At 66.5% G+C, this 25,006-nt stretch carries 22 protein-coding genes and 1 tRNA gene; 10 read left to right on the top strand and 13 right to left on the bottom strand.

What is annotated here, in order from left to right; translation table 11 throughout:
* Positions 1-3 precede the first annotated feature (3 nt).
* Positions 4-1,257, top strand: coding sequence for an NADP-dependent isocitrate dehydrogenase (icd, locus tag QT382_RS06525; RefSeq protein ID WP_289253224.1), 1,254 nt, complete (start codon positions 4-6; stop codon positions 1,255-1,257).
* Positions 1,258-1,348: 91 nt separating this feature from the next.
* On the opposite strand, the gene QT382_RS06520 is transcribed toward icd, so the two are convergent.
* Positions 1,349-1,606, bottom strand: a complete 258-nt coding sequence (locus QT382_RS06520; RefSeq protein ID WP_289253223.1) for a cold-shock protein — start codon at positions 1,604-1,606, stop codon at positions 1,349-1,351.
* Positions 1,607-1,820: 214 nt separating this feature from the next.
* Between QT382_RS06520 and clpS the strand changes: the two genes are divergently transcribed.
* Complete coding sequence (clpS, locus tag QT382_RS06515) at positions 1,821-2,177, top strand: ATP-dependent Clp protease adapter ClpS (RefSeq protein WP_289253222.1); 357 nt, start codon at positions 1,821-1,823, stop codon at positions 2,175-2,177.
* A complete protein-coding gene (clpA, locus tag QT382_RS06510) occupies positions 2,174-4,504 on the top strand; it encodes an ATP-dependent Clp protease ATP-binding subunit ClpA (RefSeq protein ID WP_289253221.1) in 2,331 nt (776 codons plus the stop codon). Before clpS ends, clpA begins: the two co-directional genes overlap by 4 nt.
* Before the next feature lie 13 nt (positions 4,505-4,517).
* Here clpA and QT382_RS06505 read toward each other — a convergent pair whose 3' ends face one another.
* From QT382_RS06505 to QT382_RS06485, 5 genes are all read right to left on the bottom strand, one after another.
* Complete coding sequence (locus QT382_RS06505; protein WP_289253220.1) at positions 4,518-5,285, bottom strand: M90 family metallopeptidase; 768 nt, start codon at positions 5,283-5,285, stop codon at positions 4,518-4,520.
* A gap of 1 nt (position 5,286) precedes the next feature.
* Positions 5,287-6,060 carry a UDP-2,3-diacylglucosamine diphosphatase gene (locus tag QT382_RS06500; RefSeq protein WP_289253219.1) on the bottom strand — a complete coding sequence of 258 codons (774 nt, stop codon included), beginning with the start codon at positions 6,058-6,060 and terminating at the stop codon, positions 5,287-5,289.
* Positions 6,047-6,556, bottom strand: coding sequence for a peptidylprolyl isomerase (locus QT382_RS06495; protein WP_289253218.1), 510 nt, complete (start codon positions 6,554-6,556; stop codon positions 6,047-6,049). Before QT382_RS06495 ends, QT382_RS06500 begins: the two co-directional genes overlap by 14 nt.
* A complete protein-coding gene (locus QT382_RS06490; protein WP_289253217.1) occupies positions 6,553-7,140 on the bottom strand; it encodes a peptidylprolyl isomerase in 588 nt (195 codons plus the stop codon). The genes QT382_RS06495 and QT382_RS06490 overlap by 4 nt, the downstream gene beginning before the upstream one ends.
* A gap of 66 nt (positions 7,141-7,206) precedes the next feature.
* Positions 7,207-7,743: a tetratricopeptide repeat protein gene (locus QT382_RS06485; protein WP_289253216.1), complete on the bottom strand. Its 537-nt coding sequence runs from the start codon at positions 7,741-7,743 to the stop codon at positions 7,207-7,209.
* Positions 7,744-7,967: 224 nt separating this feature from the next.
* On the opposite strand from QT382_RS06485, the gene cysS reads away from it, so the two are divergent.
* The 7 genes from cysS (at position 7,968) to QT382_RS06450 (ending at position 14,541) form a co-directional block, all read left to right on the top strand.
* Entirely contained in the window at positions 7,968-9,344 is a 1,377-nt protein-coding gene (gene cysS / locus QT382_RS06480; RefSeq protein ID WP_289253215.1) for a cysteine--tRNA ligase, read from the top strand.
* Between the two features lie 4 nt (positions 9,345-9,348).
* Complete coding sequence (locus QT382_RS06475) at positions 9,349-9,999, top strand: DNA-3-methyladenine glycosylase family protein (protein ID WP_289253214.1); 651 nt, start codon at positions 9,349-9,351, stop codon at positions 9,997-9,999.
* 93 nt (positions 10,000-10,092) lie between these two features.
* Positions 10,093-11,064, top strand: coding sequence for an acetyl-CoA carboxylase carboxyltransferase subunit alpha (locus QT382_RS06470; protein ID WP_289253213.1), 972 nt, complete (start codon positions 10,093-10,095; stop codon positions 11,062-11,064).
* Positions 11,065-11,080: 16 nt separating this feature from the next.
* Positions 11,081-12,358, top strand: a complete 1,278-nt coding sequence (tilS, locus tag QT382_RS06465; protein WP_289253212.1) for a tRNA lysidine(34) synthetase TilS — start codon at positions 11,081-11,083, stop codon at positions 12,356-12,358.
* A 104-nt stretch (positions 12,359-12,462) separates the two neighbouring features.
* On the top strand, positions 12,463-13,734 hold the full coding sequence (locus tag QT382_RS06460; protein WP_289253211.1) for an aspartate kinase: 1,272 nt from the start codon (positions 12,463-12,465) through the stop codon (positions 13,732-13,734).
* A gap of 47 nt (positions 13,735-13,781) precedes the next feature.
* Positions 13,782-13,874, top strand: a tRNA-Ser gene (locus QT382_RS06455).
* Between the two features lie 19 nt (positions 13,875-13,893).
* Complete coding sequence (locus tag QT382_RS06450) at positions 13,894-14,541, top strand: cache domain-containing protein (RefSeq protein ID WP_289253210.1); 648 nt, start codon at positions 13,894-13,896, stop codon at positions 14,539-14,541.
* A gap of 23 nt (positions 14,542-14,564) precedes the next feature.
* On the opposite strand, the gene QT382_RS06445 is transcribed toward QT382_RS06450, so the two are convergent.
* The 7 genes from QT382_RS06445 to QT382_RS06415 all read right to left on the bottom strand — a co-directional run bounded on the left by QT382_RS06445 (position 14,565) and on the right by QT382_RS06415 (position 24,977).
* Positions 14,565-16,661: a TonB-dependent receptor plug domain-containing protein gene (locus tag QT382_RS06445; protein ID WP_289253209.1), complete on the bottom strand. Its 2,097-nt coding sequence runs from the start codon at positions 16,659-16,661 to the stop codon at positions 14,565-14,567.
* A gap of 84 nt (positions 16,662-16,745) precedes the next feature.
* On the bottom strand, positions 16,746-18,896 hold the full coding sequence (locus QT382_RS06440; protein WP_502929833.1) for a penicillin acylase family protein: 2,151 nt from the start codon (positions 18,894-18,896) through the stop codon (positions 16,746-16,748).
* Between the two features lie 10 nt (positions 18,897-18,906).
* Positions 18,907-19,707 (bottom strand): DUF72 domain-containing protein, encoded by an 801-nt coding sequence (locus QT382_RS06435; protein ID WP_502929832.1) that lies wholly within the window; start codon positions 19,705-19,707, stop codon positions 18,907-18,909.
* Positions 19,708-19,812: 105 nt separating this feature from the next.
* Entirely contained in the window at positions 19,813-21,498 is a 1,686-nt protein-coding gene (locus QT382_RS06430; protein ID WP_289253206.1) for an electron transfer flavoprotein-ubiquinone oxidoreductase, read from the bottom strand.
* 87 nt (positions 21,499-21,585) lie between these two features.
* Positions 21,586-21,984 carry a DUF1850 domain-containing protein gene (locus QT382_RS06425; protein ID WP_289253205.1) on the bottom strand — a complete coding sequence of 133 codons (399 nt, stop codon included), beginning with the start codon at positions 21,982-21,984 and terminating at the stop codon, positions 21,586-21,588.
* A gap of 3 nt (positions 21,985-21,987) precedes the next feature.
* The gene (locus tag QT382_RS06420) at positions 21,988-24,015 is read right to left on the bottom strand and encodes a TRAP transporter permease (RefSeq protein WP_289253204.1); all 2,028 of its coding nucleotides are present in this window, start codon (positions 24,013-24,015) and stop codon (positions 21,988-21,990) included.
* Positions 24,012-24,977 carry a TAXI family TRAP transporter solute-binding subunit gene (locus QT382_RS06415; RefSeq protein WP_289253203.1) on the bottom strand — a complete coding sequence of 322 codons (966 nt, stop codon included), beginning with the start codon at positions 24,975-24,977 and terminating at the stop codon, positions 24,012-24,014. Before QT382_RS06415 ends, QT382_RS06420 begins: the two co-directional genes overlap by 4 nt.
* Positions 24,978-25,006: the final 29 nt, after the last annotated feature.

Below are 25,006 nucleotides of genomic sequence, written 5' to 3'. Positions count from 1 at the left end.
TTCATGTACCAGCACATCAAGGTGCCTGAGCAGGGCAGCAAGATCACCGTCAACGCCGACATGTCGCTCAATGTGCCGGACGAACCCATCGTCCCGTACATCGAGGGCGACGGCACCGGCTTCGACATCACGCCGGTGATGCTCAAGGTGGTCGATGCAGCCGTGGCCAAGGCCTATGGCGGCAAGAAGAAGATCCACTGGATGGAGGTCTATGCCGGCGAGAAGGCGACCAAGGTCTACGGCCCGGACGTCTGGCTGCCGGCCGAGACCATGGACGTGCTGCGCGAGTACCTGGTCTCGATCAAGGGCCCGCTGACCACGCCGGTGGGTGGCGGTATCCGTTCGCTGAACGTGGCCCTGCGCCAGGAGCTGGACCTTTACGTCTGCCTGCGCCCGGTGCGCTATTTCAAGGGCGTGCCATCGCCGGTCAAGGAACCGGAGAAGACCGACATGGTCATCTTCCGCGAGAACTCGGAAGACATCTATGCCGGCATCGAGTTCGAGGCCGAGAGCGACAAGGCGAAGAAGCTGATCAAGTTCCTGCAGGACGAGTTCGGCGTCAAGAAGATCCGCTTCCCCGAGACCTCGGGCATTGGCGTCAAGCCGGTCTCGCGTGAGGGCACGGAGCGCCTGGTTCGCAAGGCCATCCAGTACGCCATCGACAACGACAAGCCCAGCGTCACCATCGTCCACAAGGGCAACATCATGAAGTACACCGAGGGTGGCTTCCGTGACTGGGCCTACGCGCTGGCGCAGAAGGAATTCGGCGCCGAGCTGATCGACGGCGGCCCCTGGGTCAAGTTCAAGAATCCCAAGACCGGCCGCGACATCGTCGTCAAGGATTCGATTGCCGATGCCTTCCTGCAGCAGATCCTGCTGCGCCCGGTCGAGTACTCGGTGATCGCCACGCTGAACCTGAACGGCGACTACATCTCGGACGCCCTGGCGGCGCAGGTCGGTGGCATCGGCATCGCGCCGGGCGCCAACCTGAGCGATTCGGTCGCCATGTTCGAGGCCACGCATGGCACGGCCCCGAAGTACGCCGGCAAGGACTACGTCAATCCGGGCTCGGAAATCCTCTCGGCCGAGATGATGCTGCGCCACATGGGCTGGACCGAGGCGGCCGACCTGATCATCTCGTCGATGGAAGCTTCCGTCCTGAGCAAGAAGGTCACCTACGACTTCGCCCGCCTGCTGGATGGTGCGACCCAGGTGTCGTGCTCCGGCTTTGGCGAAGTGATGATTGCCAATATGTGAACGAGCAAACCCGGTCCGCAACTGCGGCTGGACCCAGAAACGAAAAGGCCCGCGTTAGCGGGCCTTCGTTTTGGCTGCGGCGATCTGTCGATCAGGCCGCGGCGCTGATGCCGAGCTCGGCAAGCGATGGCGGAGGCGTTTCGCCGTCCATCGGGGTGATGTTCTGCGCCAGCTGGCCCTTGGGGCCTTGCACCAGCTCGAAACTCACCTTGCCACCTTGCCTCAGGGTTCGGAATCCCTCCATCTTGATTGCCGAGAAATGGGCGAACACGTCCTCGCCGCCCAATTCAGGCTCGATGAAGCCAAAACCCTTGGCGTCGTTGAACCACTTGACTGTTCCTGTTTGCATACTCTCTCTCCAATTCTCCATCCCGGTGTCTATGCACCGGGGCGGATTCTCAAAGGCGAGTCAGCTTCATGTCAATTCCACCAAGGGTCCGTACAGACCCCTAGATGGGGGCCTGGGACCGGGCGCTTTGGCACTTGCAATCCGGCATTCGGCCATCAGCTGGGCTTGGGTCGGCTCCCGGCAGGGGCATGGCCCAATCGATAGAATCGAGGCCATGTCAGATACCCCCCGCCAGCCGCCCGCGCCCCCTGTCGTGAAGCCGGGGCGCGAGGATGCGGACGGCACCGTCATCCTGGAGCGCGTGCCTCAGAAGACTGAGCCTCCGCGGCTCTACCAGGTGCTGCTGCTGAATGACGATTTCACGCCCATGGAGTTTGTCGTGATGGTGTTGCAGGAATTTTTTCGCCACGACCTGGATACGGCGACCCAGATCATGCTCAAAATCCACCACGAGGGTCGGGGCGTCTGCGGGACCTACACCAAGGACGTGGCCGCGACCAAGGTTGAGCTGGTGCTGGCCGCTGCGCGCCGCGCCGGCCATCCGCTGCAGTGCATTATGGAGGCCGCATGATTGCGCAAGAGCTTGAAGTCAGCCTGCACATGGCGTTTGTCGAAGCGCGCCAGCAGCGCCACGAGTTCATCACCGTCGAACATCTGCTGATGGCCCTGCTGGACAACCCATCGGCGGCCGAGGTGCTGCGCGCCTGTTCGGCCAACATCGAAGACCTGCGCAAGAGCCTGGCGCAGTTCATCAAGGAAAACACGCCCACCGTGGGCGGCACCGAAGAGGTCGACACCCAGCCCACGCTGGGCTTCCAGCGCGTGATCCAGCGCGCCATCATGCATGTGCAGTCCACCGGCTCCGGCAAGAAGGAAGTGACCGGCGCCAATGTGCTGGTGGCCATCTTCGGCGAGAAGGATTCGCACGCGGTCTACTACCTGCACCAGCAGGGCGTGACCCGGCTGGACGTGGTGAACTACATCGCCCACGGCATCAAGAAGAGCGAACCGCCCGAGCCGCCCAAGAACCAGGATTCCAATGGCTCCGGACAGGAGGGCGGCGAGCGCGAGGAAGCTGAAGGCCAGGGCGGTGGCAAGGGTTCGCCGCTGGAGCAGTTCACGCAGAACCTGAACCAGCTGGCCAAGGACGGCAAGATCGACCCGCTGATCGGCCGCGAGCTGGAGGTCGAGCGGGTGGTGCAGGTGCTGTGCCGCCGCCGCAAGAACAACCCGCTGCTGGTCGGCGAAGCCGGCGTGGGCAAGACCGCCATCGCCGAAGGTCTGGCCTGGCGCATCACCGAGGGCGATGTGCCCGACGTGCTGGGCGACAGCGTGGTCTATTCGCTGGACATGGGCGCGCTCTTGGCGGGCACCAAGTACCGCGGCGACTTCGAGCAGCGCCTCAAGGCCGTGCTCAAGCAGCTGAAGGAACAGCCGCATGCCATCCTCTTCATCGACGAGATCCACACGCTGATCGGCGCGGGCGCCGCCTCCGGTGGCACGCTGGACGCGAGCAATCTGCTCAAGCCGGCCCTGAGCTCCGGCGCGATGAAGTGCATTGGCGCGACCACCTTCACCGAGTACCGCGGCATCTTCGAGAAGGACGCCGCGCTGTCACGTCGCTTCCAGAAGGTGGACGTGAATGAACCCTCGGTCGAGCAGACCATTGAGATCCTCAAGGGCCTGAAGTCGCGCTTCGAAGAGCACCACAGCGTCAAGTACGCCTTGGGCGCTTTGCAGGCTGCGGCGGAGCTGTCGGCCAAGTACATCAACGACAGGCACCTGCCGGACAAGGCCATCGACGTGATCGACGAGGCCGGTGCCGCCCAGCGCATCCTGCCCAAGAGCAAGCAGAAGAAGACCATCACCCGCGCCGAGGTCGAGGACATCGTCGCCAAGATCGCGCGCATCCCGCCGGCTTCGGTGTCGACGGATGACCGCGGCAAGCTCAAGAGCCTGGACCGCGACCTCAAGAGCGTGGTCTTCGGCCAGGAGCCGGCCATTGACGCTCTGGCCGCTGCCATCAAGATGGCGCGCTCGGGTCTTGGCAAGCCGGACAAGCCCATCGGCAGCTTCCTTTTCAGCGGCCCCACCGGTGTCGGCAAGACGGAAGTCGCCAAGCAACTGGCCTACATCCTGGGTATAGAGCTGATCCGCTTCGACATGTCGGAGTACATGGAGCGCCATGCCGTGAGCCGCCTGATTGGCGCGCCTCCGGGCTATGTGGGCTTCGACCAGGGTGGCCTGCTCACCGAAGCCATCACCAAGAAGCCGCATGCGGTGCTCCTGCTCGACGAAATCGAAAAGGCACATCCGGACGTCTTCAACGTGCTCTTGCAGGTGATGGACCACGGCTCGCTGACCGACAACAACGGGCGCAAGGCCGACTTCCGCAACGTCATCATCATCATGACGACGAATGCGGGCGCCGAGACCATGAACAAGTCGACCATAGGCTTCACCAACGCCCGCGAACAGGGCGACGAGATGGCCGACATCAAGCGCCTGTTCACGCCCGAGTTCCGCAACCGCCTGGATGCCATCGTGTCCTTCCGTGCGCTGGACGAGGAGATCATCCTGCGTGTGGTCGACAAGTTCCTGCTGCAGCTGGAAAGCCAGCTGGCCGAGAAGAAGGTTGAGGTCACTTTCAGCGACGAGCTGCGCAAGCACCTGGCCAAGAAGGGCTTCGATCCGCTGATGGGCGCCCGGCCCATGCAGCGCCTGATCCAGGACACGATTCGCCGCGCGCTGGCGGACGAACTGCTGTTCGGCAAGCTGGTAGACGGCGGCCGCCTGCGCGTGGACGTGGACGCCGAGGGCAATACCGCGCTGGACATCCAGCCGCTGAAGCAGCCCAAGGACAACAAGCCCAAGGCCGAGCCAGCGACTACCGACTAGAAAGGCCGCTTCCTCAGTCCTGCCTGAAGAAGCCCGAGAGCAGCCCGTACAAGCGCGGCTGCTCTTTTTTCATCTCCAGTGGCGCTACGAAGAAGGCCTCGACGGCGACGGCGAAGAATTCTTCCAGCGCCTCGACTCCATAAGGGTCGATCAGCGTCATCTCGCCCCCTTCGACGCGCTGGCAGAACTCGTCCCATTCGGCTTCGATGACATCCAGCCAGGCCTCGCGCTCGGCCAGGCTGGCCAGCGGCGGCACGCCGTCGGCCCAGCCATCGCGCATGTCGATCACATGGGCGAACTCGTGGATCACCACGTTGTAGATCGCGTCCGGCTCGCTGCTCGGCGCGTCGGCCTCGCTCCAGGCCAGCATCAAGGGCCCGCCTTCCATGGCCTCGCCGGCCAGCACTTCCTCGTAGCGGTGGACCACGCCGTCTTCGTCCATCACCTCGCGAGGCGCCAGCACCTCCTCGCGGTGAACGACGATGCCCACGAAGCCCCCGTACCAGGACAGGCCCAGCTTCAAGACCGGCAGGCAGGCCTGGGCGGCTATGGCCAGGGCCACCTCGTCGGTGACCTCGAAGCCGCCGGCGCCGTGGAACTCCTTGCTGGCGAGGAAGAGCGAGCTCAGCCGGCGCAGCTCCGCCAGGTCATCGGCGCTGCGGTCGGCGAGGAAGGGGTAGCGCAGCAGCGTCAGCTGCCACAGCTGTTCGGGGATGGCATGGCGGCGCAGCAGCTCGGCTTCGCGGCGCTCGCGCCAGGCCTGGAGCAGGCGGCCGAACATCTCAAGCGGCGAGCTGGATGCGCTGCAGGCCGGCGGCCGTCAGGCGCAGCACGTCGCCGCGCGGCTGTTCGCCGTCGAAGTCCCAGTCGGACAGCACCCAGCGCTGGCGGCCCTCGCCGAGCTCGTGGACCATGGGCCTGTGGGTGTGGCCATTGATCAGGGTCTTGCAATCGGCGGCGTTCAGCCACTCGACGCAGGCCTCGGCATCCAGGTCGGACCAGGTCTCCTGCATCGCCTGCTTTTGCTGGCTGGCGCCGCGCAATTGGCGCGCGAGCGCCTGGCGCTCGGCCAGCGGGCGGGCCAGGGTCTGGCGCTGCCACTCGGGGTTGCGGACCATGGCGCGGAAGCGCTGGTAGTCGGCGTCGGCGAGGCACAGGGCATCGCCATGGGTCAGCAGCACGCGCTGTCCGAATGCCTGCAACAGCGTCGGATCGGGCAGGGCCTGCATGCCGCAGTCGGCAAGCATCTCGGTGCCGACCAGGAAGTCGCGGTTGCCGATCATGTAGTACAGCGGACGCTGGGCCGCTGCTTCACGCAGCAGGGCAGCGATTTCGGCCTCGAAGCCTTCGTGCCGGGCATCGTCGCCCAGCCAGACTTCGACGATGTCGCCCAGCAGCAGCACGGCCGAAGCCGGCGTCTCGGCCAGATGCTGGCGCAAGCGCGCGACGGTGTGCGGCAGCTCGGGCGACAGGTGCAGGTCCGACAGCAGGTCGATCGCGCTCCATTCAGGCGGCGCGATCAGGGCCGTCGGCGTCGGGATCTCAGGCGATTTCAATCGCGCGCTCGATCACCACATCTTCCAGCGGCACATCGTCATGAAAGCCGCTGCGGCCGGTCTTGACCTTTTCAATGGCGTCGACGATGTCCTTGCCTTCGATGACCTTGCCGAACACGGCATAGCCCCAGCCCGAGGGCGACTCGGACTTGAAGTTCAGGAAGCCGTTGTTGGTGGTGTTGATGAAGAACTGGCTGGAGGCCGAGTGCGGGGCGTTGGTACGGGCCATGGCGACCGTGTAGTGGTCGTTGGTCAGGCCGTTGTTCGCCTCGTTCTGGATAGGCGCATCGGTGGCCTTCTGCTTCATGCCGGCTTCCATGCCGCCGCCCTGGATCATGAAGCCCTTGATGACGCGGTGGAACACCGTGCCGTCGTAGTGGCCCTTCTGCACATAGGACAGGAAGTTGGCCACGCTGATCGGGGCCTTGGCGGCGTCCAGCTCCAGGCGGATCACGCCCTTGTTGGTCTGCAGTTCGACGGTCTTGGTATCGCTCATTTCTTGGACTCCACGGTGGCCTTGTTGATCAGGATGGTCGTCACCGGCATGTGCGGGAACGATTCGGTCTTGGGCGCCACCGGCGTGGCGCGGATCTGGTCGACGACTTCCATGCCCTCGATCACGCGGCCGAAGACGGCGTAGCCGTTGCCGTCGCGGGCGTTCTCGGCGTCGAGGAAGGGGTTGTCGACGGTGTTGATGAAGAACTGCGAGGTGGCCGAGTTCGGGTCGCTGCTACGCGCCATGGCGATGGTGCCGCGCACATTGTTCAGGCCGTTGCGGCTCTCAAGCGGAATCGGCGCCTTGGTCGGGCGCTGCTTCAGGTCGGCGCTGTAGCCGCCGGTCTGGATCATGAAGTTCTCGATCACGCGATGAAAGATCAGGCCGTTGTAGTGGCCGGCCTTCACATAGGCGATGAAGTTGGCCACCGACTTGGGCGCCTTCTCGGCATCCAGCTCGATGCGGATGTCGCCGGCCGTGGTGGCCAGCTTGACGATGGTCTGGGCCAGGGCCGCGCTGCTGATCAGCAGACCGGCGGACAAGGCGGCGAGGGACTTCAGGCTCTTGGCAGCGAAGAGGTTCATCGGCTTGGGTGGGCGAGGAAAAGAAGGGTGGCGCGGCGGGTGGCCGGCCGGAGAGGCGATTGTGGCCTAGCGGGCTGCGTTGCGCGCGTTGCTGGCAATCAGCTCACGGGAACGGTTCAGCTTCATCGCCGCCTGGGCCTGGTTCGGGCTGGTCAGCTTGGCGGCCTGCTCGTACGCGCGGGCCGCCAGGCGCAGCAGCACGTCACCCAGGTTCTCCTGCGCCAGCGCATGGTCGGGCTGCAGGCGGACCGCCTGCTCCAGGGCCTGGCGGGCGCCGTCCAGGTCGCCGCGGCCGGCCAGGATCACGGCCAGGTTGTTGAACGGGTCGGCCAGGTCGGGGAAGTCCTGGGTCAGGGTGGTGAACAGCTTGGCCGCCAACTCCATCTGGCCCAGTTCCATGCGCATCACGGCCAGCGCGAAGCGGGGCTTGGCTTCGTTGGGCGACTGGCTGACCAGGCGCTCGACGGCGGCGATGGCCTGGTCGCGCTTGCCGGCATGCCAGAGCGCCTGGGCTTCATCGAGCGGGGCCACCGCCTGCACGAGCAGGGGCAGGGCCAGGGCAAGCAGGGCGATCAGCCGGGCAGGGCGCCAGGATTGGGACATCTTGTAGGTTTTTCGCTGATCGGCGCGGCGGTGTTGCGCGCCGGGTCAGGGTCGGTGCTCAGCACGTGCGCCGGACCCTGTCGGTATACTGGATCGGCATTCTAAGGCGCGTGTCCCTGGTCTGTCCGGTCCTGCCGCGGCATGCCTGTAGCGCCCGAATCCACCCCTAGAGTCCACCGATTGCCAGGCGCTGCTTTGCCCGGCGGCCGGTTCATCGAAGTTCCATGTCCCTGCGCATCTACAACACCCTGACCCGCGCGGTCGAGCCCTTTGCCCCCATCGAGCCTGGCCATGCCCGCATGTATGTCTGCGGCATGACCATCTACGACCTCTGTCACGTGGGCCATGCCCGCATGATGATGGCCTTCGATGTGGTGCAGCGCTGGCTCAAGGCCTCGGGCTACAAGGTCACCTATGTGCGCAACATCACCGACATCGACGACAAGATCATCAAGCGCGCCGTCGAGCGAGGCATGTCCATACGCGCGCTGACCGACGAGATGATTGCCGCCATGCACCGCGACATCGGCGCCCTTGGCGTCGAGCGGGCCACGCATGAGCCGCGCGCCACCGAGTACGTGCCGCAGATGCTCAGCATGATCGGCACGCTGGAAGGCAAGGGCCTGGCCTACCGCGCCAGCAACGGCGACGTGAACTACGCAGTCCGCAAGTTCGAGGGATACGGCAAGCTGTCCGGCAAGTCGCTGGACGACCTGCGCGCCGGTGAACGCATTGCTGTCGATGAAGGCAAGCTCGACCCGCTGGACTTCGTGCTCTGGAAGGCGGCCAAGGCGACCGAACCCGAGGACGCCAAGTACGCCAGCGACTTCGGTGCCGGCCGTCCCGGCTGGCATATCGAATGCTCGGCCATGAGCTGCGCCCTGCTGGGCGAGCGCTTCGACATCCATGGCGGCGGCATGGACCTGCAGTTCCCGCACCACGAGAACGAGATCGCCCAGAGCGAGGGCGCCCTGGGCCACCCGTTCGTCAACACCTGGATGCACAACGGCTTCCTGAACGTGGACAACGAGAAGATGTCCAAGAGCCTGGGCAACTTCTTCACCATCCAGGACGTGCTGAAGAAGTTCGACGGCGAGACGCTGCGCTACTTCATGCTGCGCACCCACTACCGCAGCCCGTTCAACTTCAGCGACGCCCACCTGGACGATGCCCGTAGCGCGCTGCGCCGCCTCTACACGGCGCTGGACGGCGTGGGCGAGGTCGAGGCCGGCGAGGTCGATTGGAGCCATCCGCAGGCGGCGGCTTTCAAGGCGGCCATGGACGACGACTTCAACACGCCGGGCGCCATCGCCCAGCTGTTCGAGCTGGCCACCGAGCTGAACCGCAGCCGCTCGCTGGGCGACGCCCGTCTGATGAAGGCTCTCGGCGCGACGCTTGGCATCCTGCAGCAGGCGCCCAAGGCCTATCTGCAAGGTGGCGCCGGCCTCGACGAGGCGGCGATCCAGGCTCAGATCGAAGCCCGCGCCGCCGCCAAGGCCGCCAAGGACTTTGCCGAGGCCGACCGCATCCGCAAGGAACTGGCCGCCCAGGGCATCGAGCTCAAGGACACGCCGCAAGGCACGACCTGGGTGAAGGCCTGAGCCGATGGCGCGCGCATCGGCGGGGGTGACCCCGGACTATTGGGACGAGGCCTGCCGCCACCTGGTCAAGCGCGACCGGGTGATGAAGAAGCTGATTCCGCAGTTCGGCGAGGCCCGGCTGCAGAGCAAGGGCGATGCGTTCACCACGCTGGCCCGCTCGGTGGTCGGCCAGCAGATCTCGGTCAAGGCCGCCCAGGCGGTCTGGGACCGTTTTGCGGCCCTGACCAGCGGCCCTTCGACCAAGATCCAGCCGGTCAGCGTCCTGGGCCTGTCGGTCGAGCAGTTGCGCGGCGTCGGCCTGTCGGCCCGCAAGGTCGAATACCTGACCGACCTGGCGCAGAGCTTCGAGGCCGGCAAGGTTCATGTGCGCCAATGGCAGCAGATGGACGACGAAGCCATCATTGACGAGCTGGTTGCGATCCGGGGCATAGGCCGCTGGACGGCCGAGATGTTCCTGATCTTCCACCTGATGCGGCCCAATGTGATGCCGCTGGACGACCTGGGTCTGCTCAAGGGCATCAGCGAAAACTACTTCTCCGGCGAGCCGGTTTCGCGGGCTGAAGCGCGCGAGGTGGGGGACGCCTGGGCACCCTACCGCTCGGTCGCCACATGGTACATTTGGCGCAGCCTCGACCCCCTGCCTGTTGACTACTGACCCGTCCAGGCAGACTTCCGGCGCCCGACCGCTGTCTACCGACGGCATGCCGCCCGCCCCGCAGGCCCATCATCACTGAGAGACCCAAGCAGGATGAGCAAACGACATTTCCTCGAGTTCGAGCAGCCGATCGCCGAACTTGAAAGCAAGATCGAAGAACTTCGCTACGTGCAGAGCGAATCCGCCGTCGACATCTCGGAAGAGATCGACCGGCTGAGCAAGAAGAGCCAGCAGCTGACCAAGGACATCTACGGCAGCGTGGCGCCCTGGCAGACCTACCAGGTGGCCCGCCACCCGCAGCGTCCGCAGACGCTGGACTACTGCAACGAGGTCTTCACCGAGTTCCAGGAACTGCACGGCGACCGCCATTTCGCCGATGACGCCGCCATCGTCGGCGGCCTGGCCCGCTTCAACGGCCAGCCCTGCATGGTGGTCGGCCACCAGCGCGGCAGCGACGCCAAGGAGCGCACGCTGCGCAACTTCGGCATGCCGCGCCCTGAGGGCTATCGCAAGGCCCTGCGCCTGATGAAGCTGGCCGAGAAGTTCGGCCTGCCGGTGTTCACCTTCATCGACACCATGGGTGCCTATCCCGGCATCGGTGCCGAGGAGCGCGGCCAGTCCGAAGCCATCGGCAAAAACATCTTCGAGATGGCCCAGCTGGAAGTGCCCATCATCGCCACCGTGATCGGCGAAGGCGGCTCCGGCGGCGCGCTGGCCATTGGCGTGGCCGACCAGGTGCTGATGCTGCAGTTCGCTGCCTATTCGGTGATCTCGCCGGAAGGTTGTGCCTCCATCCTCTGGAAGTCGTCGGCCCGCGCGGCCGAAGCGGCCGAGGCCCTGGGCATCACCGCCCACCGCCTGAAGGCCCTGGGCCTGATCGACAAGATCGTCAACGAGCCGGTCGGTGGCGCCCACCGCGATCCCAAGCAGGCGGCCGCCAGCCTCAAGCGCGCCTTGGGCGACGCGCTGCGCCAGGTCAGTGACCTGAAGCCGGCCGAGCTGCTGGAGCGCCGCTACGAGCGCCTGCAGGCCTATGGCCGTTTCAGCGACACCAAGAACCGCTGAGCCTCTGACGGGAACGGTGGCCGTTGCCTACAGCGGCGGCCGCGATTCCACTGCGCTTCTTCATGCGACCGCCCGCAGCGCCCGTGAACTGGGTCTGCGGGTGCTTGCCTTGCATGTCCACCATGGACTGAGTCGCCATGCCGACGACTGGCTGCTGCATTGCCGCGCCCAGTGCGAACACTGGCATGCGGATGGTCTGCCGGTCTCCTTTCTTGCCCACCGGCTGAACGGTGCTCCCGCACCAGGCCAGAGCGTGGAAGCCTGGGCTCGCGAAGGGCGCTATGAGGCGCTGCAGACCCTGGCGACTGAGCAGGGGGCGACGCTGCTGCTGCTGGCCCAGCACCGGCGGGACCAGGCCGAGACCTTCATGCTGCAGGCCCTGCGCGGCGTTGGCGCTGCCGGGCTGGCAGCAATGCCGGCGGAACAGACCCGCGATGGCTTGGTCTGGGCCAGACCCTGGCTCGAGCGGCCCCGCGAGGCCATCGAGGCCTATCTCGCCGAACAGGGTCTCAGCTTCATAGAAGACGACAGCAATGCCGATGAGCGCTATGCCCGCAACCGGCTGCGGCTGGCGGTCTGGCCGGCGCTAGGCAATGCTTTCCCACAAGCCGAGGCAGCCCTGGCCCAGTCGGCAGCCTGGGCGCAGCAGGCTCTGGACCTGCAGCGAGAAATGGCCGCACTGGACCTGGCTGGCCTGCTTGATGATGCGGGCCTGGACTGGGCCGGCCTGCGTCAGCTTTCTGAGGCTCGCGCCAGCAATGCCCTGCGCGCCTGGCTGCAGGCCGAGCTGGGCGAAGCGGCGCCTGCCAGTCTGGTGAAGCGATTGCTGATCGAGGCGCGGGAAGAGGGCGCCTGGCCTTGCAGTGACGGCATGCTCCGCCTCTATCGCGGCCGCCTGAGTTTCGAGCTCATGGCGGAGCCGCCGACCGAGGCCCGGCCGGTGATCCAGCTTGACCTCAGCCGGCCCGGCCTCTATCCGCAGCCCGGCTGGCAAGGTAGCTGGCAGGTCGCCCCGAGCGCGACCGAAGGGGCTTCGGAAGATGTCTTGCGATGCTTGAACATGCGCGAACGCAGCGGCGGCGAGCAGTTCCAGCGCGGCCCCAAGGGCCTGCCGCGCAGCCTCAAGAAATGCTTCCAGACCGAGGGCGTGCCGGCCTGGCGACGCCAGGGGCCGCTGCTGTTTTCAGGGGAGCAGCTACTGTTCGTGCCCGGCCTCGGCATCGATGGCCGAAGCCTCGCCAGCGGTACGGCTCCAAGGCTGCAGCTGCACTGGATTCCTGATGTGGCGCCGTAACCGGCGGCGGCCAATTGCTGCAATGCGATAGATAGAATCGGCGGCTGCATTCGCGACGCAGCGCAAGCGGTGCAACCCCAATAAACCGCGCAGCAAGAATCCCCATGGCACTGATAGTTCACAAGTACGGCGGCACGTCGATGGGTTCCACCGACCGCATCCGCAACGTCGCCAAGCGCGTCGCCAAATGGGCGCGAGCCGGCCATCAGATGGTGGTCGTGCCCTCGGCCATGAGTGGCGAGACCAACCGCCTGCTGGGCCTGGCCAAGGAGTTGTCGCCGTCCACGCATTCGGCCTCGCTGGCGCGTGAGCTGGACATGATTGCCTCCACCGGCGAGCAGGTCTCGGTCGGGCTGCTGGCCATCGCGCTGCAGGCCGAAGGCGTCGAGGCGGTCAGCTACACCGGCTGGCAGGTGCCGGTGGCGACCGACTCCTCGTACACCAAGGCCCGCATCGAGAGCATCGACGACAAGCGCATCCGTGCCGACCTGGCTGCGGGCAAGGTGGTGGTGATCACCGGCTTCCAGGGCGTGGACGAGGACATGAACATCACGACCCTGGGTCGTGGCGGCTCCGACACCTCGGCCGTGGCCATCGCCGCTGCGGTCAAGGCCGATGAATGCCTGATCTATACCGACGTGGACGGCGTCTACACCACCGACCCGCGCATCGTGCCCGAGGCGCGCCGCCTGCACACCATCAGCTTCGAAGAGATGCTGGAGATGGCTTCGCTGGGCTCCAAGATCCTGCAGATCCGCTCGGTCGAGTTCGCCGGCAAGTACCGCGTGCCGCTGCGCGTGCTGTCCAGCTTCACGCCCTGGGACATCGACATCAACGAGGAAGCCAAGTCCGGCACCTTGATCAGTTTTGAAGAGGACGAAAACATGGAACAAGCCGTCGTGTCCGGCATCGCCTTCAACCGTGACGAAGCCAAGGTGACCCTGCTGGGCGTGCCCGACAAGCCCGGCATCGCGTTCCAGATCCTGGGCCCGGTGGCCGAGGCCAACATCGATGTGGACGTGATCATCCAGAACGTCTCGCAGGACGGCAAGACCGACTTCTCGTTCACGGTGCACCGCAACGACTACCAGCGCGCCATCGAGCTGCTCGAGAAGACCGTGGGCCCTGCCGTGCAGGCCGCCAAGGTCATGGGAGATGCCAAGATCTGCAAGGTCTCCATCGTCGGCATCGGCATGCGCTCGCATGTGGGCGTGGCTTCCAAGATGTTCCGCTCGCTGAGCGAGGAGGGCATCAACATCCAGATGATCTCCACCAGCGAGATCAAGACCTCGGTGGTGATCGACGAGAAGTACATGGAACTGGCCGTGCGCGCCCTGCACAAGGCCTTTGAACTGGACCAGGAAGTTTCGGCCTGACGAGGCCGGAGAGCCGAAAAAACGCTGCTATACTGCGAGGCTCTTCTGGAGTCGTGACCGAGTGGCCGAAGGTGCTCCCCTGCTAAGGGAGTATGTGGGCAAAACCTGCATCGAGGGTTCGAATCCCTCCGACTCCGCCAGACTGAAAAGCCCGTCCTTGTGACGGGCTTTTTCTTTGCTGGCGCCGCTGGATGCAAAGCGCTGACCGCGGCGAGAATCGCGGGGTTTCCCGTCTTCGTCGTGGATGCCGATCCGCCTGCCGGGCCTGCAAGGATGCAAAGCAGCAATCAAGGAATTCAAGACCGCCGTTCACCGGTGAATGGCAGGCGTCGCGCCTGGCTTTTGGGCTTGTGCCTGATGCCTTGCGGCGTCCTGGCCGAATCGCGAGCGACGCCCGAGGAGGCGGTGGCCCTGGTTAGGCAGGGCGTGGCCTTTTACCAGGCGAATGGCCGGGTCAAGGCCCTGGCCGCCTTCAACGACCCCAAGGGCCCATTCGTCAAAGGCGAGCTGTACTTCTTTGTCTACGGCGCCAACGGCGACGGCGTGGCGCTGGCGCATGGCCAGAATCCCAAGATGGTGGGCAAGAAATTGCTGGACATGCGGGACGCGAACGGGCGCTTCCTGATTCGCGACGCCAACCGGGTGGCTGCCAGTCCGGACGGCCGGGGGTGGATTCGCTACATGTGGCCGAATCGGCTGACCAAGCGAGTCGAACCCAAGCTGTCCTACATCGAGCGGGTCGGCGACATCTGGATCGGTTGCGGTGTGCTGGATTCGGGTGCCGGCGCTTCGTCCCCTCAGCGCTGACGGCGCTTCATCTCCAGGCGCAGCTAGAAGCGATAGGTCGCCTGCATGGTCCAGGCGCGGCCGGACAGCGGCAGGTCGCGCGGCACGGCACCCGGTGCGGGGCTGGGGTCGCGGGCATCGGCATTGAAGAGGTTGCGGACCAGCAGGTCCAGGCTCCAGCCGCGCGCAGGCTGGGCGCGCCATTGCAGCACCAGGTCGAACCAGCTGTAGTCGGGAATCGGCAGACGCGGGTCGCCCGCCGTGCGCTGTCGGCCGGCCACGCGGCGGCCCTGCAGGCTGAGCGACCAGTCCGGCATGATTTGCCAGTCGGCCACCATCTTCAGCATCCAGTGAGGCACGGTGCCGGCATCGCGTTGCGTGAGTTCGTCGAACGAGCGCTGATGCGACAGGTTGCCGCCAATCCGCCAGCCGTCGGCCGGCAGCCAGCGCCATTCCCATTCGAAGCCATGGCCGGTCTGCCTGCCGAGGTTGCCCATCTTGGCGCCCAGGGCTGGATCGGCCGAGGGCACGAACCTCAGGATGTCGTCCATCTGGTAGCGGAACAGGTTCAGTCGCGTCTGCAGGCTGCGCGAGACCTGCCAGTCCATCACCGCCTCGCTCATCGCCATACGCTCGGGCGCAAGCTGCGGGTTGCCGAAGTAGGCCGGGTTGTTGACCACGTAGAGCTCGACGAAGGCCGGCGCCCGGAAGGCCCGCCCGTGCAGCAGCTTGAAGCTCAGGTTGTAGGCCGCGTCCCAGACCAGGGCCAGGCGCGGAATGGTCACGCCGCCGAACTGCGAATCGCGGTCATGCCGCAGGCCTGCGGTCAGCGTCCAGTCGCGGGCGAGTGTCCATTCGTCCTGGATCAGCAGGTTCTCGCTGCTGCGCTGCGCCGGCACGATGTAGATGTTGCCGGGGCCGGCCTCTTCCAGGCGCCCCAGGTTGATCAGGGTGACGATGTCGGGCTGGCTGAAGTTCTTGCGCTCGCGGACATGGTTCATGAACGAGCGGCGCCAGCCGGCGCCCAGCCGCAGCCGGTGGTCGGCCCAGCCCCGGTAGCTCAGCTGGACCGAGGCTTCGCCGTCGCCTTCCTGCCGGTCCGGAGCTCCAATGACACCGTTTGGAAACAGGCCGCCAAAGGCCCCGGCCGGAAACAGATTGACCAGGGCTTTTTCCGACTGATGGGTGTAGGCGAGCTGGGCCTGCAGGTCCCATTGCGGCAGCCAATCGGTCTCGGTGTAGGACAGCTGGGCCGAGCCCACATGGTTGCTGACCCAGCCCTTGGGATCCAGCGCATGGGCCAGGCCCTGGTTGGTGCCGGTGCGCCTGAACTTGCCCTGCAGATGCAGACGCCAGCCGCGCCACTCGGCGCCCAGGGCCAGGTCCAAGGCGGTGTAGGACCGGTTCACAGGTCCTGGCGCCAGCGAGGCATGAGTGCCCAGCAACTGATCGACGCCGCTCTGGGCGTCGAAGTCAATCAGGGAGCGGGCGCCGCGGCTGGTCTCGGCGCCGGCATGCAGGCTGTAGCGCAGCTCGCCCCGCTGACCGCCCAGCAGGGCGCCGAAGCCGGCGGTGCCGAAGCGGCCGGCCCGCAGCCGCAGCTCCTGGCCCTGGAAGCCGCTGTCGGTGCGGGTGATCACGTTGATGACGCCGGCAAAGGCATCGGCGCCGTAGAGAGCCGATCCCGGCCCGCGTATCACCTCGACGCGTTCCACGTTGTCCAGCGGCAGCCGGGCCCAGACCTCTTCTGGGCGCCCGTAATAGGGCGACTGCCAGCGCATGCCGTTGACCAGCAGCAGCACCTGCTGGTTGAAGGTGCTGGTGATGCCGCGGAACTGCACCTCGGGCTCGTTGACCAGCGGTGAGACGGCCACGTTCAGACCCGGCACCAGGTTCAAGAGTTCGTGCAGGTCGTTGAGACCCAGGGCGCGTATGTCCTCGGCCGTGAACACCGAGGCCACGGCCGGCGCGCGGCGCAGGCTCTGGCGCCGGCCGGTGGCGATGGAGATGGTCGCGCTATCGCCATAGACCTGGCTCAGGTCTTCCTCGGATTGGGCCCAGGTGCCGGTCCAGGCCAGGCAAAGCAGCGACAGCAGCGCACGGCGAGGCCAGGGTGGCGAACTCAGGATTGACGACAGCAAAAGGGGACTCCTAGGCGCCACGAATGCAGGCGACGATACCTCCGCGCGGCAGCGCCGTCACCAGGGTCTGCCGCGGTGTTGGAATCAGTCCCCGGGCCGGTAGCGGCGCTGCACATGACCCTTCAGCTGGTCGTCGTGGAACAGCACTTCGCGCAGCCGGCCTTCGACGAAGCGCTGGGCCTGGTCCTTGAAATGCGGCGAGTCCGCATGGCCGCTCTGGCCGCCGGCGCTGATGGCGATGGCGCGCAGCCGCGGACCGAATTCGACGGCGGCCAGGAAGCTGTTGCCACTGTCGCCGTACCAGCGCTTGGTGCCTGGGTAGCGTCGCGCGCCGAACGAAGCCAGCGAACCCCAGCGCGCCGAGGTGAAGGGTACGGCCAGGCTGGGCTTGTCGTCGCTGAATTCCTGCTTGATGGCACTGCTCTCGCGCTGAAAGCGGTTGAGCTCGCCCCAGGGCTGGCGCCAGTCGCCGAAGTCGGCCTGCAGGCGCGCGGTCACTGCGGCCAGGGCGGCGAGCAGCACGTCGGGCGGCGAGCGGGTCTCCATGTAGGCGTAGAGCGGCATGCGCAGCTTGCGCGCCGGCTCCGAAAGGCGCGCCCACACCTCGTCGGCCCACAGGTTGGCCAGCGTGTTGGCCACCGACTCATTGGCCCAGCGATGGTCCCAGCGGCGCAGCAGGGCCACCGGCTCGGCGAGGCCGGACTGTGCTTCAGGTGTTGCGGCATCGAAGGCCTTGAACACCTGGGGCAGCAGCCAGTCGAAGGCCGGCTGGTCGGGGTCGAAGGCGAGGGCGGCCAGCGATTCCGGGTTCAGGCCCGAGCGCTCGCCCAGCAGCCGCACGGCATGGACGCCGCGCGGGTTCTCTTCGCCGGCATCCACATAGGCGGCGTAGTCCTGGCGGCGCGGGCTGTGCTCCGGGCCGGCGACGGAATAGGGCCAATTGTTGGTGTTCTGCACCCAGCCGCTGCGCGGGTTGATGGCGTTGGGGCTCTGGTCCAGGCTCAGCGGCGGACCCCAGTCGGTGGCCGGATCGCTGCCGTCGACCGGCCGGGTCCAGTCGAAGCGGGTGTCGCGGCGCGGAATGAAGTTGGCGTGGAAGTAGGCGATGTTGCCGTCGGCGTCGGCATAGACCGTGTTGTTGGACGAGTTGGTGTGCAGGTCCAGCGTGGCGCGGAACTCCTTCAGGTTGCGCGCCTTGGTGCGCAGAAAGCTCTGCATCAAGGCCTTCTGCGGTGCCTCCATCAGGGCCGCGCTGACCCAGCGTTCGCCGTCCTGGCGCACCACCGGGCCGTGGTGGCTGCGGTAGGTGGTGAAGCTGCGCCGGGCCAGCTCGCCCGAGGCGGTTCTGTAGGCCAGCTCGACTTCGCGGACCTGGAAGGGCTTGCTGGCCTTGCCGTGGCGGTACTGCCAGCGGCCGTCCTTGGCCTGCTCCACCGTCTCCAGGTATTCGTCGATGTTGTCCACGGTGCTCGAGGTGTGCATCCAGCCCAGCCGCGCATTGAAGCCCTGGTAGATGAAGAACTGGCCCCAGGTCGCCGCGCCATAGGCATTGAGGCCCTGGTCGCTGCGCACCTGCTGCTCGGAGCGGAAGAAGAACGAGGTGTGCGGATTGATCCACAGCAGGGCATGGCCCGAGGCGCTGCGCTGCGGCGCGACGGCGAAGCCGTTCGAGCCGGTCGGCTCCACGGTCACCGGCATGGCCTCGGCCAGCTGCTGGGGTCGGGTCTTGTCATAGAAGGCCTGCAGCTGCGAAACGCTGACCCGCTCTATGTCGCCGCCGATGCTGCCTTCGCTGAAGGCCAGGGCCATCCAGGGCTCGAAGCGGGTCAGCACCCGCGGCTTCACTTCCGGGTGCTTTTGCAGATAGAGGTTGAGCCCGCCGGCCCAGGCGTCCATCAGGGCGCGCAGCCAGGCCGGGCTGCTGGCGTACTGCTTCTTCAGCTGCACCGGATCGATGAAGAGGCGCTGGCGCAGGTCGCGGTACAGCGCCGATTCACCGTCCGCCTCGGCCAGCCGGCCCAGGGCCTGCAGGAAGTTTTGTTCGATGCGCGGGAAGTCGTCCTCGGCCTGGGCGTACATCATGCCGAAGACCGCGTCGGCATCGGTCTTGCCGTGGATGTGGGCAATGCCCCAGTGGTCGCGGGCGATGGTCACGTCGCGCTTGTCGGCGGCCTGCGCAACCGGGGTCAGCAGGGCTGCACAGAGCAGGGCAAGGCGGAGTCGGGAGTTCAGCACGGTCATTGGCTTAGGTTTTCAGTCGTTCGATCAGGCTCATGGCGGCGGCCGGTGCTTTCTCCTTGGCGCCGCTGATGAAGAACAGGAACACGTCGCGCTCGGGCCCGCTCGCGGGCGCGGCTTCGACCAGCGGCAGCCCGGTCGGCATGCCGCCTTGCTGCCAGACGCGGCTGCTTGCAGCCAGGCCGTCCAGCACTCGGGCCGTGCAGCCCTGGGGCAGTTCGGACGAGGTACGCATCACGCGGCAATAGACGAAGTCGCCGGTCAGGTCGGCGATGGCCGGGTAGTCGTCCGACTCGGTGAACACCGTGGCCGCGCCGTAGCGACGCGCCAGCGCGAGGTAGGCCGAACTGCGGAAGCTCTCGTGCCGCACGTCCATCGCGTGGCGCAGCTTCTGCCCCTTGAGCTCGGCCGGCAGCAACTTGAGAAACGCCTCGAAGTCGGCCGCATCGAACTTCTTGGTCGGCGCGAACTGCCAGACGATGGGCCCTAGCTTGGGCCCCAGCTCGGCGATGCCGCTTGCTATGAAGCGCTGCACCGATTCGCCGGCCTCGGCCAGCACTCGCCGGTTGGTGGCGAAGCGTGAGGCCTTGAGCGAGAACAGGAAGTCGTCGGGCGTCTCAGCGCGCCACTTGGCAAAGGTCGAGGGCTTTTGCGAGCTGTAGTAGGTCGAGTTGATCTCGATCGCCGTCAGCTTTCGGCTCGCGTATTCCAGCTCGCGGGCCTGGGGCCAGCCGGCCGGGTAGAAATGGTTGCGCCAGGGCTCGAAGTTCCAGCCGCCGATGCCGACTCGGATCCGCCTCATGTCCATTGCTCTGTTGCTCAGGGAGCGGACATTGGACGCAAAGCCCGTGGCCCGCGCAAGCAAGAAAAAACCCGCCGAAGCGGGCTTGTGCGAGCAGAAGCAGCGCCGGGCTTACATGCCGGCGTAGTTCGGACCGCCGCCGCCCTCGGGCGTGACCCAGACGATGTTCTGGGTCGGGTCCTTGATGTCGCAGGTCTTGCAGTGCACGCAGTTCTGCGCATTGATCTGCAGCCGGTCCTGGCCTTCGTCCGTCTTGACGAATTCATAGACCCCGGCCGGGCAGTAGCGGCTCTCCGGACCGGCGTACCTGGCCAGATTGGTGGCCACCGGCACGCCGGCGTCCTTGAGCGTCAGGTGGGCAGGCTGGTTTTCTTCGTGGTTGGTGTTCGAGATGAACACCGAGGACAGGCGATCGAAGCTCAGCTTGCCGTCCGGCTTGGGATAGGCGATCGGCTGGCATTCGGCCGCGGGGCGCAGGGCCAAGTGGTCGGGCTTGCTGTTGTGCAGGGTCCAGGGCGGGCTGGTGACGCCGACCTTGGGCAGCAGCCACTGCTCGATGCCGGTCATCAGCTGGCCGGCCAGCTTGCCCTTCTTGAACCAGAGCTTGAAGTTGCGGGTCTGCTGCAGCTCCTCGTTCAGCCAGCTGCCTTCGAAGGCGGCCGGGTAGGCGGACAGTTCGTCCTGGGCGCGGCCGGCGAAGACCGCATCGGCCAGCGCATCGGCGCACAGCATGCCGGACTTGATGGCCGCATGGCTGCCCTTGATGCGCGCGGCATTCAGGTAGCCGGCATCGCAGCCGATCAGGGCGCCGCCCGGGAACACGGTCTTGGGCAGGGCCTGCGGCGTGCCGTTGTTGATGGCGCGGGCGCCGTAGCCTATGCGCTTGCCGCCTTCGATGTGGGCGCGGATCGCGGGATGCGTCTTCCAGCGCTGCATTTCCTCGAAGGGGCTCATGTAGGGGTTCTGGTAGTCCAGGCCGATCACGAAGCCGAGCGTGACCTTTTTGTCCTCCAGGTGGTAGAGGAAGCCGCCGCCGAAGGTGTCGTCCGTCATCGGCCAGCCGGCCGTGTGCACGACCAGGCCCGGCTTGGCCTTGTCGGCCGGAATCTCCCACAGCTCCTTGATGCCGATGGCATAGCTCTGCGCGTCCTTGCCGGCGGCCAGGTCGTACTTGGCGATCAGCTGCTTGCCCAGATGGCCGCGTGCGCCTTCGGCGAAGACCGTGTACTTGCCCAGCAGCTCCATGCCGAGCTGGAAGCCGTCATGCGGCTCGCCGTCCTTGCCTATGCCCAGATTGCCGGTGGCCACGCCCTTGACGCGGCCCTGCTCGTCGTAGAGCACCTCGGCGGCGGTGAAGCCGGGGAAGATCTCCACGCCCAGCGCCTCGGCCTGGGCCGCCAGCCACTTGACCACGTTGGACAACGAGATCACGTAGCAGCCGTGGTTGTGGAAGTTGCGCGGCACCAGCCAGTCGGGCGTGCGGGTGCTGCCGGTCTCGGACAGGAACAGGATGTCGTCGCCGGTTACGGCCTGGCCCAGCGGTGCGCCTTGTTCCTTCCAGTCGGGAATCAGCTCGTTCAGCGCGCGCGGATCCATCACCGCACCCGAGAGAATGTGGGCGCCGGGCTCGGAACCCTTTTCAAGCACCACGACCGAAATTTCCTTGCCTTCGGCGGCGGCGCGCTGCTTCAAACGAATCGCCGTGGCCAGGCCGGCCGGGCCGCCGCCCACGATGACGGCGTCGTATTCCATGCTGTCGCGCGGGCCGTACTGGGCGAGGAGTTCTGCAGAGGTCATGTCAATCAATCCTTTGGCTGGCTCGTGCTTGCTGTCTCAGCGTCGCGGCGCATTCTACTGGCGGGATTTCAAAAAAGAACGGTCGTTCTATTCTTTGGGGCAGGCCCTCAAGACCGTAGCGCCCTGCCGGCCATCGTCCTGCGGCAGCCAGTGGCTGATCGGGCGGCAGCGGCCCGCAAAACAGAGTTCATGGTCGGGCGTGAAACCGGAGCGTGCCAGCAGCAGTTCGCGCCGCCAGCGGTCCGCCGGCCGGTAGTGCCAGACACCCTGGATCAGCACCGCATCGGCGGGTGGCTCCATGCCCGCGCCCGAGCCGCGGATGCGGGCCTGGCTCAAGAGCAGCCAGGGGCCGGCGATCTCATAGTCTTCCGCCCATTCGGTCTTCTCTATGGAATGCTGCCAGCGCAAGGTGAAGCTGCGGATGGGTAGCTTCACCTCCAGCGCGCCGGCGCTGAGGCACAGGGCCAGCAGCGCGGCGCCGACCATGGCTCAGGCTCTCGCCGCCGCGGCGGCCTTGCGCACCCGCAGCACATGCCACAGCGCCAGCACTGCCGTCATGGCCAGGCCGATCTCGTCGGTCAGCGGCACGGCGGCGATCAGGAAGGCCGCTGCGGCAAAGGCCCAGGCCCGCTCCAGCCAGTTCAAGGGCGCCAGCCAATAGCCGATCGCCGTGCCGCCCCACAGGATGATGGCGAGCACCGCCTTGAATACCACGTAGCCGGTGTCCAGCCAGGTGCCGCCCTGCAGCATCAGGGCCGGTGCATAGACGGCCATGAAGGGCACGACGAAGCCCGCTATGGCGATGCGCATGGCCTGCAGGCCGATCTTCATGGCCGACTCGCGCGCAATCGGTGCGGCGGCAAAGGCCGCCAGCGCCACCGGCGGGGTCAGGTCGGCCATGATGCCGAAGTAGAAGACGAACATGTGCGAGACGATCAGCGGCACGCCCAGCTGCAAGAGCGCCGGCGCGGCCAGCGAGCTGGTGATGATGTAGTTCGGGATCGTCGGGATGCCCATGCCCAGGATCAGGCACACGATCATGGTCAGCAGCAGGCTCAGCAGCAGATTGTTCTGGCCCAGCTGGATCACCATGCCGGCAAAGCTGGTGGCGGCGCCGGTCAGCGTCAGCGAGCCGATGATCACGCCCACCAGGGCGCAGGCCACGCCCACCGGCAACGCATGCTTGGCGCCGTCGGCCAATGCGCCCAGGGCCAGGCGCAGGGTGTCGCGTCCGCCCTTGGCAAACCACAGTGCCAGGCCCAGCACCGCGGCCAGCGCGATGACGGCCTGGATGCCCCAGCGGAAGAAGCTGGACGCGGCCAGGCCGATCAGCACCCAGAACAGGATTTGCAGCCCGCGAGCCCCCACGCGCGGCGTCAAGGCGGCGCCGAAGATCAGGATGACCGTCAGCGCCAGGCCCACCATGCCCGAGAACAGCGGTGTGTAGCCAGCAAAAAGCAGCCACACCAGCACCAGCAGCGGCAGGATCAGGTACCAGCGAAGGCGCAGCGCCGTCCAGGGGTTGGGGCACTGCTCCTTGGGCAGGCCCACCAGGCCGGCCCGGCCCGCTTCCAGGTGCACCATCACGAAGGCGGTGAGGAAGTACAGGATGGCCGGTATCGCCGCCGCCTTGCAGATCTCCACATAGGGCACGTTGATGGTCTCGGCCATGATGAAGGCCACGGCCCCCATCACCGGCGGCATGATCTGGCCGCCCATGCTGGCGCAGGCCTCGACGCCGCCCGCGAAGGCCGGCTTGTAGCCGAAGCGCTTCATCAGCGGGATCGTGAACTGGCCGGTGGTCACCACATTGGCCACGCCCGAGCCGTTGATCGTGCCCATCAGGCCCGAGGACACCACGGCCACCTTGGCCGGCCCGCCCTTGGCATGGCCGAACAGGCCCAGCGCGAAGTCGGTGAACAGCGCGATCATCCCCGCCTGCTCCAGGAAGGAGCCGAACAGGATGAACAGGAAGATGTAGGAGGAGGAGACGTAGGTCGGCGTGCCGTAGATGCCCTCGGTGCCGAAGCCCAGCTGGGCGACGACCTGGTCAAAGCCATAGCCGCGATGCGCCAGCGCGCCCGGCAGGTATTCGCCGAACAGCGCGTAGGCCAGGAAGCTGCCGCAGATCAGCGGCAGGGCCAGGCCCATGATGCGCCGCGCCGCCTCGAACACCAGGGCGATGCTGAGCACGCCGACGACCATGTCGGCCGTCGTCAGCTCGCCGGCCCGTTGCACCAGCTGGGCCTCGAAGACCCAGTGGTAGAGCCCGGCCGCAAACGCGGCGGCACCCACGGCCCAGCCGAACCAGCGCTGCCTCAGCGGCGGATGCAGCGTAAAGGTCAGCAGCAGCAGAAAGCCCACATGCACCGCCCGCACCACGCTGCTGGACAGCGGACTGAAGGCGGCCGTGACGATCTGGAAGGTCGAGAAGGCGACCGCGATCCAGAACAGCGTGCCGACAAAGGCCGGCGCCGGCGGTTCGGCGGCCGGCAGGTCCGGGGCGACGGTGCTCACTTGACCAGGCCGGCTTCGCGGAAGTACTTCTCGGCGCCCGGATGCAGGGGCACCGGCGTGCCGCCCAGCGCGATGTCCTTCTTGATGCCCTTGGCCGCGCTGTGGGCGGCGACCAGGGTATCGAGGTTGTCGTACATGCTCTTGAGCATGGCGTGCACCGCATCGGCCGACACGCCTTCATGCGTGACCAGGAAGTTCTTGATCGCGATGGCCGGCACGTCGGCCGCCTGCCCGGCATAGGTGCCGGCCGGGATCATGGCGGGCTGGTAGGCCGCGTCGCCCACCTTGGCCACGACGTCGGCCGGGATGGCCACCACATTGATCTTGACCGCCGAGGCCAGGTCGCGGATCGAGGCCACGCCCAGGCCCGCGCTTTGCAGCGTCACGTCCAGCTGGCGGTTCTTCATCAGCTCCACCGACTCGCCGAAGGGCAGGTACTCGACCTTGGCGAAATCCGAGTAGCTCAGGCCCGCCGCCTTGAGCACCGCGCGGGCATTCAGCTCGGTGCCGGACTTGGGCGCGCCGACCGAGATGCGCTTGCCCTTCAGGTCGGCCAGGGTCTTGATGCCGGACTCGCCGCTGGCCACGATCTGGATGTAGTTGGCATAGATGCCGGCCACCACGCGCAGCTTCTTCAGCGGTGTCGCAAAACCGGATTCGGCATCGCCCTTCCAGGCATCGGACAGCGCATCGGCCAGCGTGAAACCGAGCTCGCCGCGGCCGGCCTGCAGCAGGTTCAGGTTCTCGGCCGAGGCCTTGGTGGCCTGCACGCTGATCTTGGCGTCGGGCAGGGCCTTGCCATAGAGCTGCGACAGCGCCACTCCCATGGGGTAGTAGACGCCGCTCTGGCCGCCGGTCAGCACGGTGATGAATTTCTGCGGCTGGGCGAAGGCGCCCGGCGCCAGGCCGGCGCAGGCAGCAGCGATCAACAGCGAACGACGGGGCAGGGGATGGTCTTGCATGGGTGTCTCCTGTGGGGTCCGGTCGGTCG

This window comes from Pelomonas sp. SE-A7, assembly GCF_030345705.1.
Taxonomy (GTDB): Bacteria; Pseudomonadota; Gammaproteobacteria; order Burkholderiales; family Burkholderiaceae_C; genus JAUASW01.
The sequence above is the reverse complement of the archived record's forward strand: the minus strand, read 5'-3'. Positions and strand labels throughout refer to the sequence as shown.

What these genes read in the sequence shown, in the direction of transcription:
- QT382_RS06520 (WP_289253223.1), bottom strand. Translation starts at nt 1,606, where the DNA reads ATGCAAACAGGAACAGTCAAGTGGTTCAACGACGCCAAGGGTTTTGGC.
- QT382_RS06425 (WP_289253205.1), bottom strand. Translation starts at nt 21,984, where the DNA reads ATGGTCGGCGCCGCGCTGCTGGCCCTGTGCCTCAGCGCCGGCGCGCTG.
- QT382_RS06470 (WP_289253213.1), top strand. Translation starts at nt 10,093, where the DNA reads ATGAGCAAACGACATTTCCTCGAGTTCGAGCAGCCGATCGCCGAACTT.
- QT382_RS06505 (WP_289253220.1), bottom strand. Translation starts at nt 5,285, where the DNA reads ATGTTCGGCCGCCTGCTCCAGGCCTGGCGCGAGCGCCGCGAAGCCGAG.
- cysS (WP_289253215.1), top strand. Translation starts at nt 7,968, where the DNA reads ATGTCCCTGCGCATCTACAACACCCTGACCCGCGCGGTCGAGCCCTTT.
- clpA (WP_289253221.1), top strand. Translation starts at nt 2,174, where the DNA reads ATGATTGCGCAAGAGCTTGAAGTCAGCCTGCACATGGCGTTTGTCGAA.
- QT382_RS06435 (WP_502929832.1), bottom strand. Translation starts at nt 19,707, where the DNA reads ATGGACATGAGGCGGATCCGAGTCGGCATCGGCGGCTGGAACTTCGAG.
- QT382_RS06460 (WP_289253211.1), top strand. Translation starts at nt 12,463, where the DNA reads ATGGCACTGATAGTTCACAAGTACGGCGGCACGTCGATGGGTTCCACC.
- clpS (WP_289253222.1), top strand. Translation starts at nt 1,821, where the DNA reads ATGTCAGATACCCCCCGCCAGCCGCCCGCGCCCCCTGTCGTGAAGCCG.
- QT382_RS06430 (WP_289253206.1), bottom strand. Translation starts at nt 21,498, where the DNA reads ATGACCTCTGCAGAACTCCTCGCCCAGTACGGCCCGCGCGACAGCATG.
- QT382_RS06495 (WP_289253218.1), bottom strand. Translation starts at nt 6,556, where the DNA reads ATGAGCGATACCAAGACCGTCGAACTGCAGACCAACAAGGGCGTGATC.
- icd (WP_289253224.1), top strand. Translation starts at nt 4, where the DNA reads ATGTACCAGCACATCAAGGTGCCTGAGCAGGGCAGCAAGATCACCGTC.
- QT382_RS06415 (WP_289253203.1), bottom strand. Translation starts at nt 24,977, where the DNA reads ATGCAAGACCATCCCCTGCCCCGTCGTTCGCTGTTGATCGCTGCTGCC.
- QT382_RS06475 (WP_289253214.1), top strand. Translation starts at nt 9,349, where the DNA reads ATGGCGCGCGCATCGGCGGGGGTGACCCCGGACTATTGGGACGAGGCC.
- QT382_RS06485 (WP_289253216.1), bottom strand. Translation starts at nt 7,743, where the DNA reads ATGTCCCAATCCTGGCGCCCTGCCCGGCTGATCGCCCTGCTTGCCCTG.
- QT382_RS06490 (WP_289253217.1), bottom strand. Translation starts at nt 7,140, where the DNA reads ATGAACCTCTTCGCTGCCAAGAGCCTGAAGTCCCTCGCCGCCTTGTCC.